Genomic DNA, 14,021 nt, shown 5'->3' with positions numbered 1-14,021 from the left:
ATGAGCAGCACCTTCACCAAACTCGATCTCACGATCGATGGCCACATCGCCCGCATCTGGCTCGACCAGCCCGACGCGCGCAACGCGTTCGACGATGTCGTGATCGCCGAGTTGACGCAGGCCTTCACCGAAGCCGGCGCCGCACCGCAGGTGAAAGCCATCGTGCTCGGCGCGAACGGCCCGGCCTTCTGCGCAGGCGCCAACCTCAACTGGATGCGCCGCATGGCCGACTACACGCGGGGCGAGAACATCGCCGACGCGGGCAAGCTGGCCGACATGCTGCGCACCATCGCCGAGTGCCCCAAGCCCACCATCGCGCGCGTGCAGGGCGATGTGTATGCGGGCGGCATGGGCCTCGTCGCGGCATGCGACATGGCCGTGAGCGTGGACACCGCCTGGTATTGCCTCAGCGAAGTCAAGATCGGCCTCGTGCCCGCGACCATCAGCCCGTATGTGCTGCGTGCGATGGGCACGCGCGCCTCGCAGCGCTACTTCCTCACGGCCGAGCGCTTCACCGCCGCCGAGGCGCACCGCATCGGCTTCGTGCATGAAGTGGTGGCCGCCGACGCGCTGGACGCCAAGGTCGATGAACTGCTGAAGGCGCTGACCGGCGCGAGCCCAGCCGCTGTGCGCGCCTGCAAGCAGTTGATCGCCGATGTGGACGGCCGCGAGATCGACGACGCGCTCATCGCCAAGACGGTCGAGGGCATCGCCGATATCCGCGCGAGCGAAGAAGGCCGCGAGGGCGTGCAGGCCTTCCTGCAGAAGCGCAAGCCTTCCTGGCTCGCGGGCTGACCGACAAGGACGCGCCATGAACGCACTCGACATGCCCCAGTTGCTCGCGCTCGCCGCAGCCATCGGCTGGGCCAGCGGCGTGCGCCTCTATCTGGTCGTGCTTTTGACGGGCATCGTCGGCTACTTCGGCTGGGTGCCGCTGCCGAGCGGGCTTCAGTTGCTGGCGCATCCGGTGGTGATCGCGGCCAGCGGATTCATGGTGTTCATCGAGTTCTTCGCCGACAAGATCCCCGGCCTCGATTCGCTCTGGGACGTGGTGCACACCGCGATCCGCATTCCCGCGGGCGCCGCGCTCGCGGCCAGCGTGTTCGGCGCGGACCATGGCGTGATGGCCATCGTCGCCGCGCTGGTCGGCGGCGGCTTCGCGGCCACGGCGCATGCGGCCAAGGCCACCACGCGCGCGGCCATCAACACTTCGCCCGAGCCGTTTTCCAACGTGGGCGCTTCGCTGGTCGAAGACACGATGGTGCCGGCCGGGCTGTGGCTCGCTGTCGCGCATCCGCTCGTCTTTCTCGTGCTGTTCGTCCTCGTGCTGGTGCTCAGCGTGTGGCTCATCCGCAAGAGCTGGCGTTTTCTGCGCGCGCTGTTCAGCCGCGTGGCCCGCATCTTCAGCGGCCGACCCGATCCGGGCGTCGTGCCTGCGTTTCAACTGAAAAAGAATCCTCCGGGAGACACTCCGAATGTTTAAGAAAATCCTGATCGCGAATCGCGGTGAAATCGCTTGCCGGGTGGCGGCTACTGCCCGTCGCATGGCCATCCGCACGGTCGCCGTGTATTCCGATGCCGACGCGCATGCCAACCACGTGCGCGCCTGCGACGAGTCGGTGCACATCGGGGGCAGCGCCCCCAAGGAAAGCTACCTGCGCTGGGAGCGAATCCTCGAGGCCGCCAAGGCCACGGGCGCCGAAGCAGTGCATCCCGGCTACGGCTTCCTGAGCGAGAACGAAGAGTTCGCACAAGCCTGCGCCGACGCGGGGCTGGTCTTCATCGGCCCGCCGCCCTCGGCGATCAAGGCGATGGGCCTGAAGGCCGAGTCGAAGCAGCTGATGGAAAAGGCCGGCGTGCCGCTGGTGCCCGGTTACCACGGCCACGACCAGGACCCGGCGCTGCTGCAGCGCGAAGCCGACCGCATCGGCTACCCGGTGCTCATCAAGGCGAGCGCGGGCGGCGGCGGCAAGGGCATGCGCGCGGTGGACAAGGCCGCGGATTTCGAAGCGGCGCTCGCCTCGTGCAAGCGCGAAGCCATCAACAGCTTCGGCGACGACGCGGTGCTGATCGAGAAGTACGTGCAGCGCCCGCGCCATATCGAGATCCAAGTGTTCGGCGACACGCACGGCAACTACGTCTACCTGTTCGAGCGCGACTGCTCGGTGCAGCGTCGCCACCAGAAGGTGCTCGAAGAGGCGCCCGCGCCCGGCATGACCGAGGCGATGCGCAAGCAAATGGGCGATTCGGCCGTGGCGGCTGCGCGTGCCGTGAACTACGTCGGCGCGGGCACCGTCGAATTCATCGTCGAGCAGCGTGAAGGCGGCGAGATGAACTTCTTCTTCATGGAGATGAACACGCGCCTGCAGGTGGAGCATCCCGTGACCGAAGCGATCACCGGCCTCGACCTCGTCGAATGGCAACTGCGCGTGGCCTCCGGCGAGGTGCTGCCCGCCAAGCAGGCGGACCTGCAGATCCACGGTCACGCGATCGAAGCGCGCATCTGCGCCGAGAACCCCGACAACAACTTCCTGCCCGCCACCGGCACGCTGCGCGTGTACCGAAAGCCCCAGGCGACTGCCTTCCAGCGCAGCCGCGTGCGCATCGACGACGGCGTGCGCGAGGGCGGTGAGATTTCGCCCTTCTACGACTCGATGATCGCCAAGCTGATCGTGCACGGCAGCACGCGCGCCGAGGCGCTGGCCCGGCTCGACGCAGCGCTCGCACAGGTGCAGATCGTGGGCGTGGCGACGAACGTGCAGTTCCTGCGCGGCATCCTCGCGACCGAATCGTTCTCGAAAGCCAACCTCGACACCGCGCTGATCGAGCGCGAGCGCGCCGTTCTGTTCGACCGCGAGGCACTGGGCCTGCCGATGGCCGCCGCCGCCGCGATCACGCGCACGCTGATCACCGAGTGGCCCGCAAAAATGCCCGATCCCTTTGCGCGCCGCGACGGCTGGCGCGCATTGGGGGAATACCGGCGCCACTTCGACTTCGAGTTCCGCGGTGCGGAGCAGACGGCCGTGCTGACCTACAAGCGCGACGGCGGCCTCTGGCTCGAAGCCGGCGGCACGGCCGGGCCGCTGGTCATCGGCCAGTTCCCGACGGGCGAGTTCGAGGTCGAGTTCGGCGGCTCGCGCCAGACGCTCGACGTGCACCTGGACGGCGCCACGGCTCATGTGTTCGCCGCAAAGGGCGCCACGAAGATCACCGCCATCGACCGCCTCGCCCACGCGGGCGACACGCAGGCTGAAGGCGGCCGGCTCACCGCGCCGATGCCCGGCAAGGTCGTGTCTTTCGCCGTGAAGGCGGGCGACAAGGTCAGCCGCGGCCAGCCGCTGGCCGTGATGGAAGCTATGAAGATGGAGCACACCATCGCGGCGCCGGCCGACGGTACGGTGGAAGAACTGATGTTCTCGCCCGGCGAGCAGGTGGCCGAGGGTGAAGAGCTGCTGCGAATGGCCACCGCGGCCTGACCAGCTTCGCGGGCGTTGCGCGAAATTCTTTAACCCCGTTGCGGAGGCTCGTCCGTATCAGCTGCGGTAGTCATCACTTCAAGGGATTTTCATGACGCATCGCAAGCTCTCCGCTTCGACCCATCTCGCTCGCCGCAACGCAGGCTTTGCCGCCCTCGCGCTGGCCGCCGCGCTTGCACTCGCCGGTTGCCAGCGCAACGAGGTCGCCTCGCTCGACGCGGCGCCGCCGCCAGCGCCCATGTCGGCCCCCACTGGCTTTGCCGGCGGCATGGCGATGAAGGAGCGGTCGCGTGCCGCTCCCCAGGTCGAGCAAGCCTCTGCCGCCGCCGATGCAAGCCAAGGGCAAGAGGTGCCGCTGCAGCGCTTTCTCGCGGTGCGCCAGGACCTGAACGTCGAAGTGCCGCCCGAGCAACTCGCCGACGCCTGGGGCAAGGTGCGCGACCTCTGCGGCACGCTGCAGTGCGAGCTGCTGTCGTCCTCCCTGTTGCGCGAAACGCCGCAGCAGCCCGGCAACGCCATGCTTGAGATGCGCGTGGCCCCGGCCGACGTCGACAAGCTGCTCAGCGGCCTCGCGGGCGTCGCCAAGGTGGTGTCGCAGAACACCACGAGCGAGGACAAGACGGCCGAGGTGATCGACGTCGAGGCGCGCATCAAGAACCGAATCGAGTTCCGCGACAGCCTGCGGTTGATGCTGCGCGACACGGTCACCAAGCGCACCATGGCCGACCTGCTGGCGATCCAGCGCACGCTGTCGGACACGCAGGCCGAGCTCGACGCCATCGCCACCCAGCGCAAGGTGCTGGAGCAGCAGACGAGCAAGCAGCACATCCAGATCCAGTTCACGCCGAGCCGCACGCTGGTGCAGGGCGGGCGCAGCTACAACCCGATGGTGCGGGCGCTGCGCGAAGCCGGCTCCGTGCTGGCGGAAAGCGTGGGCGTGCTCATCACCTTCCTGGCGGCTGTGCTGCCGTGGCTGTTGCTGGTGGGGCTGCCGCTCGCGTGGCTGGTGCGGGTGTTGTGGCGCCGCAGGCGCGCGAAAGCGGCGTGAGCGAAGGGAGGTGGGCGATCAGCCCACCACCACTTCACTGATCTGCATCACCGGCGCGATGTCGGTGTAGTTCTTGATATCGCCGTTGATCTCCTTCGCATGCGGCCCGAACGCCTTCTGGAAGGCTTCGACCGATTCGCAGAACACGTGGCACATGCCGATGTAGGCCGGCGGTGATCCAGGTGCGCCGCCGCCCAGTCCCTTGTCGATGGTGTACGAAAGGCAGGCGTCGCCCATGCGCGCCTTCAGCAGCGGCATGTGCTTGTCGCGGTAGTAGGCGTGGTCGAAGCGGGCGTCGGCCGTGTAGGGGTACATCACGCTGACTTTGATCATGGGTGTCTCCGGGTGAGCTGAGGTGTGGGTGGCGTTCGAGCATAGCCATCCATGGGCATCGCGTCAGCGCCCTCACTAAGATTCGCCCCATGCGAATCACCGTCTACCTCACCGACAACCGCCCAGACCCCTGGATCGAAGGCCTCAAGGCCGAACTCCCCGATGCCGTCATCGAAGCATGGAAGCCCGGCGCGCCTCAAGCCGACCACGCTGTGGTGTGGGCGCCACCGCAGGAGTTCATCGACCAGCAGCCCGAGCTGCGCGGCATCTTCAACATCGGCGCGGGCGTCGATGCGCTGCTCAAGCTCAAGGTGCCGGCGCACACGCGCATCGTGCGGCTCGACGATGCGGGCATGTCGGTGCAGATGGCCGAATACGTGTGCCACACGCTCATTCGCCACTTCCGCGAGTTCGACATCTACGAAGCGGATGCGCGCCAGGGCAAGTGGAGCTATCGCAAGCCGAAGCTGCGGCGCGATTTTCCGGTCGGGATCATGGGGCTCGGCGTGCTGGGCGAGCGCGTGGCCAAGGCCGTCGCGCAGTTCGAGTTCCCGGTGCTGGGCTGGAGCCGCTCGCCGAAGGCCATCGATGGCGTGCAGGTGTTCAGCGGCGAAGCGCAGTTCGACGAGTTTCTCGCGTCCACGCGCGTGCTGATCAACCTGCTGCCGCTGACCGATGCGACGCGCGGCATCCTCAACCGCAAGACGCTCGGCAAGCTGAAGCCCGAGGGCTATCTCATCAGCATCGCGCGCGGCGGGCATCTGGTCGAAGACGACCTGATCCCGATGCTCGATGCCGGCGAGCTCGCAGGCGCGACGCTCGACGTGTTCCAGGTCGAGCCGCTGCCGGCCGACCATGCCTTCTGGCGCCACCCCAAGATCACCGTGACCCCGCACGGCTCGGCGCGCACGCTGCGCGAGGAGTCCATCACGCAGATCGCCGGGAAGATCCGCGCGATGGAAGAGGGGCTGCCGATCAACGGCATCGTCGATCCCGTCCGCGGTTACTGACGCGATGCGCTACCGACGATCTGGCTGAAAGGAGGCCAACAAAGGGGAAACCCTGACACGTTTGTTTTTCACATACGAGAAAATTTCTTCATGGTTGTGAAAACAGCGTTTCGCGTGATCGAGATCGTCGAACTCTTTGCCCGGGAGAAGCAGCCGCTGGCGCTGTCCGAGATGGCGCGGCTGCTCGACATGCCCGTGTCCAGTTGCCTCGGCCTCATCCGCACGCTCGAAGAGCAGGGCTACATGTACGAGACCGGCCGCCGCCAGGGCTACTACCCGACGGGCCGGCTGCTCGCGATGGCGCAGGTCATCGCCGCGCACGATCCGGTGCTCGACCGCGTGAAGGCCACGCTCGAAGAACTGCGCGACGCCGCGCGCGAGACCGTGGTGTTCGGCAAGTTCCGGGATGCGGGGCACGTCGTCTACCTCGACGTGCTGAGTGCGCCACAGCGCATCCGCTACACGGCCGAGTCGGGCGAGACGCGCCCGGCGTATGCCAACTCGCTCGGCCGCGCGCTGCTCTCCACGCTCGCGCCCGAGGCGCGCCGCAAGCTGCTCGAAGGCACGGCGCTGCTGCCGCTCACCGACGCCACGCTCACCACCGCCGACGCCATCGAGGACGAACTGCAGCGCTCCGCCGCGCGCGGCTGGTACGGCAACCTCGGCGAAAGCATTCCCGACCTGATCGGCCTGGCCTGGCCGCTGCGCATCGGCGGCGAGGCGTACGCCATCTCGGTCGCCGGCCCGCGCTACCGCGTGGAGCCGCGCATCGAGGAGATCGCCGCGATGCTGCGCTCGGCCTGCCTCGCGATCGAACCCAAGACAGAAAGCCCCCGATGACTGCCACCGCTACCGCTCCCGCTGCACGCTACTTCATCCGCGAGAACGAGATCACCGGCTACCACCCCGCCAATCACACCGGCACGCTGAACAAGCGGCTGATCGGCCCCGAGACCGTGGGCGCAAAGCAGCTCGAGGTGCTGGTCGGTCACATCCAGAAGGGCAAGGGCGCGCTGCCGCATGCGCACCCGGGCATCGAGCAGGTCTGCTACATGCTCGAAGGCCGCGCGGTCGCCGAGGTGGGCGGCCAACGGCAGGAGCTGCACCCCGGCGACAGCTGCTTTTTTCCGGCCGATGTGATGCACACCTTCACGGTAGTGAGCGACGAGCCGGTGCGCGTGCTGGTGATCTACAGCCCGCCGTACGAGGAACTGCCGGAGCGCGTGATCCGGCCCTGAACGACAACCACCCGGAGACAAAAAACCATGCAGACGAAGAACGCGACAGAAACAGTCGCGGTGGAAAGCCGCCGCCGTTTCATTTCCCTTGGCGCCGCGGCGGGCCTCGCAGGCGCCGCGCCCTGGGCCTTCGCGCAGGACGGCGGCTACCCGAAGCAGCCGATCAAGCTCGTCGTGCCTTTCGCGGCCGGCAGCGGCACCGACGCGGTGGCGCGCATCACCGCGCAGATGCTCGGCGAGGCGCTCAAGGGATCGGTGATCGTGGACAACCGCGCCGGCGCCAACGGCGTGATCGCGGCCGAGCTCGTGGCCAAGGCGCCGCCCGACGGCTACACGCTCTTCATGACCACCAACACCACGCACTCGGCCAACCCGAGCCTGATGAAGCACCTGCCCTACGACCCGGTGAAGGACTTCGCACCGGTCAGCCGCATGGGCAACCTGCCGTTCATGCTGGTGGTCAACAACGACCTGCCGGTCAAGAGCGTGGCCGAGCTCCTGGCCTGGGGCCGCGCGCATCCGGGCAAGCTGACCTATGCGAGCGGCAACAGCACCGGCATCGTGAGCGGCGCCACGCTCTCGCGCATGAGCGGTGTGCCGATGCTGCACGTGCCCTACAAGAGCACGCCGCCGGCGATTGCCGACCTGATCGGCGGACAGGTGTCGATGATGGTGGTCGACCTCGCCGCGGGGCTTGCGACGGTGAAGGCCGGCAAGATGCGCGCGATCGCGGTCACCACGCAGGAGCGCACCAAGCTCTTTCCCGAACTGCCGCCGCTGGCCGACACGCCCGAGCTCAAGGGCTTCGACATCACCTCGTGGAACGGCGTGTTCGCACCGGCCGGCACGCCGCGCGACATCGTGCTGAAGCTCAACAAGGCGTTGTCGGAGATGGCGAACGGCGCGGTGTTTCGCGAGCGCGTGAGCAAGCTGGGCTTCGATGCGTTCGGCAGCACGCCGGAGGAGCTGGGTGCGTTCACCGTGTCCGAACTGGCCAAGTGGAAGAAGCTGATCCAGGCTGCCGGCATTCAACCCGAATGAGCGCTGAGCTGACTTTCTCCCTCCCCTTTCGGGGGAGGGCCGGGGTGGGGGCACGCGGCGTATCCATCGGGCGCTCTGCCTGCCCCCATCCCAACCTTCCCCCGGAAGGGGAAGGAGCAAAGACATGAACACCACGGGACCACTTCACGGCATCCGCATCCTCGACCTCACGGCCGTGGTGATGGGCCCCTACGCCACGCAGACGCTCGGCGATCTCGGCGCCGACATCATCAAGGTCGAGCCGCCGTCGGGCGACAACCTGCGCGCTGTCGGTCCGATGCGCCACGCCGGCATGGGTGCGATGGCGATGCACCTGAACCGCAACAAGCGCTCGATCGTGCTCGACCTGAAGCAGCCCGAAGGCCGCGAGGCGTGCCTGCGGCTTGCGGCGGGTTGCGATGCGCTCATCTACAACACGCGTCCGCAGGCGATGGCGCGGTTGGGGCTCGGCTACGAAGCCGTGGCGGCGGTCAACCCGAAGATCGTCTATCTCGGCGCGTTCGGCTACGGCGAAGAGGGCCCGTACGCCGGCAAGCCCGCGTACGACGACCTGATCCAGGGCGCGGCCGGCGTCGCCTCGCTCTTCGCGCAGCAAAGCGGCGATGCGCCGCGCTACGCGCCCGTCACGCTCGCCGACCGTGCCGTGGGCCTGCAGGCCGCCATCGCGCTGCTCGCCGCGGTGCTCAGCGCGCAGCGCACTGGCAAGGGCCAGGCGGTCGAGGTGCCGATGTTCGAGGCGCTCTCGCAGTTCGTGATGGGCGACCATCTCGGCGGCCACAGCTTCGAGCCGCCGCTCGGCCCCACCGGCTATGCGCGGCTGCTCGCACCGCACCGCAAGCCGTACGCGACGGCCGACGGCCACCTCAGCGTGCTCATCTACAACGACAAGCACTGGCAGGCCTTCTTCGACGTGATCGGCCGGCCCGAACTGCGCGCCTCGCCGATGTTCGGCACGCACACGGCGCGCGCGGCGAACATCGGCGCGGTCTATGCGTTCGTCGCCGAAGTGATGGCCACGCGCGGCAGCGACGAATGGATGGCGGTGCTGGAAGCGGCCGACATCCCGGTCGCGCGCCTGCACACGACCGAAAGCCTGCTCGACGACCCGCACCTGCGCGCGGTCGATTTCTTTCCCGAGTTCGATCACCCGAACGAGGGCCGCATCCGCACGCTCGCGCCGGTCGGGCGCTACAGCGCCACGCCCGCGTCGATCCGCCGCCCCGCGCCGCGCATCGGCGAGCAGAGCGTGGAGTTGCTGCGCGAAGCGGGCTACGCGGATGAGGAGATCGAACGGATGCTCGCGCGCGGCGTCACGCTGCAGCCGGAACCCACGAAGGACAACAGCGAATGAATTTCTCCCTGAACGAAGACCAGCGCTCGCTCGTCGCCGCCATCGAGCGCCTCTGCGAAGACTTCCCCATCGACTACTGGCGCGACCACGACGAACGCGCCGTGTTCCCGCATGCGTTCCACCGCGCCGTCGCCGAAAGCGGCTGGCTCGGCATCGCGATGCCCGAGGCGCAGGGCGGCGCGGGGCTCGGCATCACCGAGGCGGCGCTGATGATGCGCGCCATCAGCGCCTCGGGCGCGGGCATGTCGGGCGCGTCGTCGGTGCACATGAACATCTTTGGCCTCAACCCGGTGGTGGTGTTCGGCACCGAGGCGCAGCGCCAGCGCTTCCTGCCGCCGCTGATCGCGGGCACCGAGAAGGCCTGCTTCGCCGTGACCGAGCCCGATGCGGGGCTCGACACCACCAGCCTCAAGACGCAGGCGGTGCGCCAGCCGAACGGCAGCTACCTGCTGCACGGACGCAAGATATGGATCTCGACCGCGCAGGTGGCCGACCGCATGCTGATCCTCACCCGCACCACGCCCATCGACCAGGTGAAGAAGCCCACGCAGGGCCTCACGCTGTTCTACACGGCGCTGGACCGCAGCAAAGTCGAGGTGCGCGAGATCCACAAGCTGGGCCGCGCGGCAGTGGACTCGAACATGCTCTTCATCGACGGCCTCGAAGTGCCGGAAGAAGACCGCATCGGCGAGGAAGGGCGCGGCTTCGAATACATCCTGCACGGCCTCAACCCGGAACGCATATTGATCGCGGCCGAAGCCATCGGCATCGGCAGCGCCGCGCTGCGCATCGCCTCGCAGTACGCGCAGGAGCGCGTCGTGTTCGGCCGGCCCATCGGGCAGAACCAGGGCGTGGCGCATCCGCTCGCGCGCGCCTGGGCCAACCTGGAAGCGGCCGACCTGATGATGCTCAAGGCCGCCACGCTGTACGACGCGAACGAGCCCTGCGGCATCGAGGCCAACGCCGCCAAGTACCTCGCGGCCGAGGCGGCGCACGACGCCTGCCAGAACGCCGTCCTCACGCTGGGTGGCATGGGCTATGCCAAGGAATACCATGTCGAGCGTCTGCTGCGCGAGAGCTACATTCCGCGCATCGCGCCGGTGAGCCCGCAGATGATCCTGAACTTCATCGCCGAGAAGGCCCTCGGCTTGCCCAAGTCGTACTGACCACTGTTCATGAGCGCCAACGCCAACACCATCGTCACCCGCCATCTCGTCGTCCGCGGCCTCGTGCAGGGCGTGGGCTATCGCTGGTCGATGGTGCAGGCCGCCGAGCGGCTCGGCGTGCGCGGCTGGGTACGCAACCGGCGCGACGGCAGCGTGGAGGCGCTCGCGGCCGGAGAAGTCGATGCCGTCGAGGCGCTGGTCCGCTGGGCGCGCCAGGGGCCGGCCGGTGCGCGCGTGGATGCGGTCGATGTGAACGAGCCAAATGACATGACGGCCGCGGACGATCTGCCCGACAGCTTCACGCAGCGCGAGACGGCGTAGGCTCTCGTCGTCGTGCCGGTTCAGGCCAATCCGTCCTCCATCTCCATCCATCCGTTCGCGCTGAGCTTGTCGAAGCGTTGCGCAAGGCTTCGACAAGCGCAGCCCGAACGGCTCTGTCCGTCCATGAAGCAGGCTTATGCCGAACGGCTCTGTCTGTCCATGGCAAGGGCGCGTCAATCCACCCGGATGTTCTTCGCCTTCACGATGCGGCTGTAGATGTCCGCATCGCGCCGCACCGCCGCGGCCATCTCGGCCTGCGTGAGTCCGAGCGGCTCGCTGTTCAGGTCGCGGATGCGCTTGGCCAGGTCGGGGTCCTTGCTGGCTTCGATCATCACGGCGTTGAAGCGCTGCTGTATCGCGACCGGCGTCGCGGCCGGCGCCCAGAGGCCGTGCCACGAGGTCATCACGAGGCCGGGCACCACTTCGGAGAGCGTGGGCACGTCGGGCATCGCGGGGTGGCGGCTCGGGCCGGAATAGGCGAGGGCCTGCACGCGGCCGCTGCTGATCAGCTGGTAGCCGGTGGCGATCGGCTCCATCACCGTGTCGACCTGTCCGCCCACCACGTCGGCCACGGGGCTCGCGCGGTAGGGCACGTGCAGCATGTCGGTGCCGGTCTCGTCCTTGAACCATTCCACGATCAGGTGCGACGGACTTCCCGCGCCGTAGGAGGCATGCGAGATCGTGCCCGGCTTCGCCTTCGCGGCGGCGATCAGTTCCTTGACCGACTTGGCCGGGAATTTCGGACTCGCGATCAGCACCAACCCCTGCCGCATCGTGGTCGCGACCGGCACCAGGTCCTTCTGCGGATCGAAGGGCAGCTTGGCGTAGATGTACGGGTTGATCGTGAACGCCGTCGACAGGTTGTAGAGGAAGGTGTAGCCGTCGGGCGGTGCCTTCGCCACCGCGTCGGAGGCCAGGTTGCCGGCGGTGCCCGGCTTGTTGTCGATCACCACCGGCACGCCGAGCTGGCGCGCCATGTACTCGCCGTACAGCCGCGCGAAGATGTCCGGCGGCGTGCCGGGCGCGAAGCCCACCACGATGCGGATCGGCTTGCTGGGCCAGGCCGCGCCCTGCGCGGACGCGAAGCTGCACGCGAGGCCGAGAAGGAGGCCGATGAAGGGGCCGGCCAGCCATTTGAATGTCGAACGCATGAATGTCTCCTGTCGCGGGTCGTACCCGCTTTTGTTTGCTTGAATCGGCTCTGCGGCCGGTGCTCTTCTTCTTCGCCCTGTTGATCCGTCGAGGGCCTGGACTCCTTTGCGCTTGCGGGCTCGCGCCGTGCGTGCCCGTCAGTCGATCTGCGCGCCCGAGCGCCGCACGGCCTCGCCCCACTTGGCGATCTCCGTGCGCGCGAAGGCGTCGAGTTGCTCGGTGTTCAACTCGGCGTGTTCGATGCCTTGCTGCGCGAGCTTTTCGCGCACCTCGGGCTGGGCCAGCACCTGGCGCGTGGCCTCGCGCAGGCGGTCGCGCTGCGCAGCCGGCATGCTGGTGGGCGCATACAACATGAACCACGCGACGAGGTCGAAGTCCTTCACGCCTTGCTCCATCAGCGTGGGCACATCGGGCGCGGCCGCACTGCGCTTGGCGCCCGACGCGCCGAGCGCGCGCAGCTTGCCCGCGCGCACCTGTGGCATCACCGCGGCCGGGTGATAGAACATGAACTGCACGTTGCCGGCCATGAGCTCGGTCATGGCCTGCGCGCCGTCGCGGTAGGGCACGTGCATGAAGTTCTTCGCGAGTCGCACGTTGAGCAGCTCGCCCGCGAGGTGGCCTGAGGTGCCGTTGCCGGCCGAGGCGAAGTTCACGTTGCCGGTCGCGGCGCCCAGGTCGGCCACGCTTTTCCACGGCGAGTTCGCGGGCACCACCAGCAGCGTGGGCGTCGCGCCCGCGAAGCCCAGCGGCACGAAGTCGCGCAGCGGCTGGTACGGCAGGCGCTTGTAGAGCGAGGGGTTGATCGCATGCGTGCCGACCGTGCCCATCAAGAGCGTCTGGCCGTCGTTGGAGCGCGCGACCTGCTCGCTGCCGATCGAGCCGCCCGCGCCCGGCTTGTTCTCCACGATTGCGGCCACGCCGAGCTGCCGGCCCAGCGCATCGGCCAGGATGCGGCCGACGATGTCGGTGGACGTGCCGGCGCCGAAGGGCACCACGATCTTCAGCGGACGCGGCGAACCCTGCGCGAGCGCTGCGCCGGTGGCCAGCAGTGCGCCGGCGAGCAGCAGACGGCGCTTCATGCCGCGCTCCCGAAGCCCGCGGGCACCTGGCCGTCGTACTGCAGTTCGCGCGTGGCCTGGTAGGAGAGGGCGAAGCCGCTCGGCGTCTCGGCCTCTTCGGCCAGGTGCGCGATCAGGCCCGCGGTGCGCGCAAGGATCGGCACGCCGCGCAGCGACGCCACCGGAAAGCCCACGCCCAGCAGCACGGCCGGAATGGCGGCCGAGACGTTCATGCGCAACTCGCGGCCCACGATGCCGGGGATCACGCGCTCCAGCGCCTGCGCGATGCGCACGTAGCGCATGTCGGCGCCGGCTTCGGCGGCCACTTCGATGAGCCGGTCCACGCGCGGATCGTTCGCCTTGTGCAGCGGATGGCCGTAGCCGGGGATGGCCTGGCGGCTTTCCTTCAGCGCGCGGATCGTGGCGGCGGCCACGTCGTCGAGCGCTTCGCCCGCATCGACGCGCGCCGCCACGTCGGCGAAGAGGCGCCCCGCGGTTTCCGACGCGCCCAGGATCACCGAGCCGCAGCCCAGGATGCCCGCGGCGACTGCGCCCTGCAGCGCGTCGGGCGCGGCGGCGAAGGTCATGCGGCTGGCCTGCACGCTGGGCACGAGGCCGTGCTCGGCAATGGCCACCAGCGTGGCGTTGAGCACCGTGCTGCAGGCCGCATCGGGTTGCTTGCCGGTGAGCAACAGGAAGAAGTAATCCGCGAACGAGAGCTTGCCGATGAGGTCGCGGCACAGGTCCTGCCCGCGAACGACGATGGTGTGTTCGTCCGAGGTGCAGATGGCGGTGCGCGGGACGGTGGATTTGCCGATTTTCATGAG

The 14,021-nt window shown here is 68.3% G+C and carries 15 protein-coding genes; 11 read left to right on the top strand and 4 right to left on the bottom strand.

The features are described 5' to 3' along the window. The 4 genes from VARPA_RS26715 (at position 1) to VARPA_RS26700 (ending at position 4,524) form a co-directional block, all read left to right on the top strand. Positions 1-795, top strand: coding sequence for an enoyl-CoA hydratase/isomerase family protein (locus VARPA_RS26715; protein WP_013543715.1), 795 nt, complete (start codon positions 1-3; stop codon positions 793-795). A 16-nt stretch (positions 796-811) separates the two neighbouring features. After that, on the top strand, positions 812-1,483 hold the full coding sequence (locus tag VARPA_RS26710; protein WP_013543714.1) for a DUF4126 domain-containing protein: 672 nt from the start codon (positions 812-814) through the stop codon (positions 1,481-1,483). Next, positions 1,476-3,476, top strand: coding sequence for an acetyl-CoA carboxylase biotin carboxylase subunit (locus VARPA_RS26705; protein WP_013543713.1), 2,001 nt, complete (start codon positions 1,476-1,478; stop codon positions 3,474-3,476). The genes VARPA_RS26710 and VARPA_RS26705 overlap by 8 nt, the downstream gene beginning before the upstream one ends. 91 nt (positions 3,477-3,567) lie before the next feature. Next, positions 3,568-4,524: a DUF4349 domain-containing protein gene (locus VARPA_RS26700; RefSeq protein WP_013543712.1), complete on the top strand. Its 957-nt coding sequence runs from the start codon at positions 3,568-3,570 to the stop codon at positions 4,522-4,524. An 18-nt stretch (positions 4,525-4,542) separates the two neighbouring features. On the opposite strand, the gene VARPA_RS26695 is transcribed toward VARPA_RS26700, so the two are convergent. Next, positions 4,543-4,857, bottom strand: a complete 315-nt coding sequence (locus VARPA_RS26695) for an EthD family reductase (protein ID WP_013543711.1) — start codon at positions 4,855-4,857, stop codon at positions 4,543-4,545. 89 nt (positions 4,858-4,946) lie between these two features. Between VARPA_RS26695 and VARPA_RS26690 the strand changes: the two genes are divergently transcribed. From VARPA_RS26690 to VARPA_RS26660, 7 genes are all read left to right on the top strand, one after another. After that, positions 4,947-5,867 carry a 2-hydroxyacid dehydrogenase gene (locus VARPA_RS26690; RefSeq protein ID WP_013543710.1) on the top strand — a complete coding sequence of 307 codons (921 nt, stop codon included), beginning with the start codon at positions 4,947-4,949 and terminating at the stop codon, positions 5,865-5,867. A gap of 90 nt (positions 5,868-5,957) precedes the next feature. Then, complete coding sequence (locus tag VARPA_RS26685) at positions 5,958-6,707, top strand: IclR family transcriptional regulator (protein ID WP_013543709.1); 750 nt, start codon at positions 5,958-5,960, stop codon at positions 6,705-6,707. After that, positions 6,704-7,105 carry a cupin domain-containing protein gene (locus VARPA_RS26680; RefSeq protein ID WP_013543708.1) on the top strand — a complete coding sequence of 134 codons (402 nt, stop codon included), beginning with the start codon at positions 6,704-6,706 and terminating at the stop codon, positions 7,103-7,105. Before VARPA_RS26685 ends, VARPA_RS26680 begins: the two co-directional genes overlap by 4 nt. A gap of 27 nt (positions 7,106-7,132) precedes the next feature. Beyond that, positions 7,133-8,146 carry a Bug family tripartite tricarboxylate transporter substrate binding protein gene (locus VARPA_RS26675; protein ID WP_013543707.1) on the top strand — a complete coding sequence of 338 codons (1,014 nt, stop codon included), beginning with the start codon at positions 7,133-7,135 and terminating at the stop codon, positions 8,144-8,146. 124 nt (positions 8,147-8,270) lie between these two features. Then, on the top strand, positions 8,271-9,497 hold the full coding sequence (locus VARPA_RS26670; RefSeq protein ID WP_013543706.1) for a CaiB/BaiF CoA transferase family protein: 1,227 nt from the start codon (positions 8,271-8,273) through the stop codon (positions 9,495-9,497). Beyond that, positions 9,494-10,663, top strand: coding sequence for an acyl-CoA dehydrogenase family protein (locus VARPA_RS26665; protein ID WP_013543705.1), 1,170 nt, complete (start codon positions 9,494-9,496; stop codon positions 10,661-10,663). Before VARPA_RS26670 ends, VARPA_RS26665 begins: the two co-directional genes overlap by 4 nt. Before the next feature lie 9 nt (positions 10,664-10,672). After that, positions 10,673-10,984 carry an acylphosphatase gene (locus VARPA_RS26660; protein WP_013543704.1) on the top strand — a complete coding sequence of 104 codons (312 nt, stop codon included), beginning with the start codon at positions 10,673-10,675 and terminating at the stop codon, positions 10,982-10,984. Between the two features lie 173 nt (positions 10,985-11,157). Here VARPA_RS26660 and VARPA_RS26655 read toward each other — a convergent pair whose 3' ends face one another. The 3 genes from VARPA_RS26655 to VARPA_RS26645 all read right to left on the bottom strand — a co-directional run bounded on the left by VARPA_RS26655 (position 11,158) and on the right by VARPA_RS26645 (position 14,018). Continuing rightward, positions 11,158-12,135, bottom strand: a complete 978-nt coding sequence (locus tag VARPA_RS26655) for a Bug family tripartite tricarboxylate transporter substrate binding protein (RefSeq protein ID WP_013543703.1) — start codon at positions 12,133-12,135, stop codon at positions 11,158-11,160. A 138-nt stretch (positions 12,136-12,273) separates the two neighbouring features. Then, positions 12,274-13,215 carry a Bug family tripartite tricarboxylate transporter substrate binding protein gene (locus VARPA_RS26650; RefSeq protein WP_013543702.1) on the bottom strand — a complete coding sequence of 314 codons (942 nt, stop codon included), beginning with the start codon at positions 13,213-13,215 and terminating at the stop codon, positions 12,274-12,276. Beyond that, the gene (locus VARPA_RS26645) at positions 13,212-14,018 is read right to left on the bottom strand and encodes a citryl-CoA lyase (RefSeq protein WP_013543701.1); all 807 of its coding nucleotides are present in this window, start codon (positions 14,016-14,018) and stop codon (positions 13,212-13,214) included. The genes VARPA_RS26650 and VARPA_RS26645 overlap by 4 nt, the downstream gene beginning before the upstream one ends. Positions 14,019-14,021 lie beyond the last annotated feature (3 nt).

The sequence above is a fragment of the Variovorax paradoxus EPS genome, assembly GCF_000184745.1.
GTDB lineage: Bacteria > Pseudomonadota > Gammaproteobacteria > Burkholderiales > Burkholderiaceae_C > Variovorax > Variovorax paradoxus_C.
This window is presented reverse-complemented; position numbering and strand designations above follow the sequence as displayed.

Bases quoted from the DNA above. Each gene is read 5' to 3' on its own strand.
- VARPA_RS26715 (WP_013543715.1), top strand. From the start codon at position 1: ATGAGCAGCACCTTCACCAAACTCGATCTCACGATCGATGGCCACATC.
- VARPA_RS26710 (WP_013543714.1), top strand. From the start codon at position 812: ATGAACGCACTCGACATGCCCCAGTTGCTCGCGCTCGCCGCAGCCATC.
- VARPA_RS26705 (WP_013543713.1), top strand. From the start codon at position 1,476: ATGTTTAAGAAAATCCTGATCGCGAATCGCGGTGAAATCGCTTGCCGG.
- VARPA_RS26700 (WP_013543712.1), top strand. From the start codon at position 3,568: ATGACGCATCGCAAGCTCTCCGCTTCGACCCATCTCGCTCGCCGCAAC.
- VARPA_RS26695 (WP_013543711.1), bottom strand. From the start codon at position 4,857: ATGATCAAAGTCAGCGTGATGTACCCCTACACGGCCGACGCCCGCTTC.
- VARPA_RS26690 (WP_013543710.1), top strand. From the start codon at position 4,947: ATGCGAATCACCGTCTACCTCACCGACAACCGCCCAGACCCCTGGATC.
- VARPA_RS26685 (WP_013543709.1), top strand. From the start codon at position 5,958: ATGGTTGTGAAAACAGCGTTTCGCGTGATCGAGATCGTCGAACTCTTT.
- VARPA_RS26680 (WP_013543708.1), top strand. From the start codon at position 6,704: ATGACTGCCACCGCTACCGCTCCCGCTGCACGCTACTTCATCCGCGAG.
- VARPA_RS26675 (WP_013543707.1), top strand. From the start codon at position 7,133: ATGCAGACGAAGAACGCGACAGAAACAGTCGCGGTGGAAAGCCGCCGC.
- VARPA_RS26670 (WP_013543706.1), top strand. From the start codon at position 8,271: ATGAACACCACGGGACCACTTCACGGCATCCGCATCCTCGACCTCACG.
- VARPA_RS26665 (WP_013543705.1), top strand. From the start codon at position 9,494: ATGAATTTCTCCCTGAACGAAGACCAGCGCTCGCTCGTCGCCGCCATC.
- VARPA_RS26660 (WP_013543704.1), top strand. From the start codon at position 10,673: ATGAGCGCCAACGCCAACACCATCGTCACCCGCCATCTCGTCGTCCGC.
- VARPA_RS26655 (WP_013543703.1), bottom strand. From the start codon at position 12,135: ATGCGTTCGACATTCAAATGGCTGGCCGGCCCCTTCATCGGCCTCCTT.
- VARPA_RS26650 (WP_013543702.1), bottom strand. From the start codon at position 13,215: ATGAAGCGCCGTCTGCTGCTCGCCGGCGCACTGCTGGCCACCGGCGCA.
- VARPA_RS26645 (WP_013543701.1), bottom strand. From the start codon at position 14,018: ATGAAAATCGGCAAATCCACCGTCCCGCGCACCGCCATCTGCACCTCG.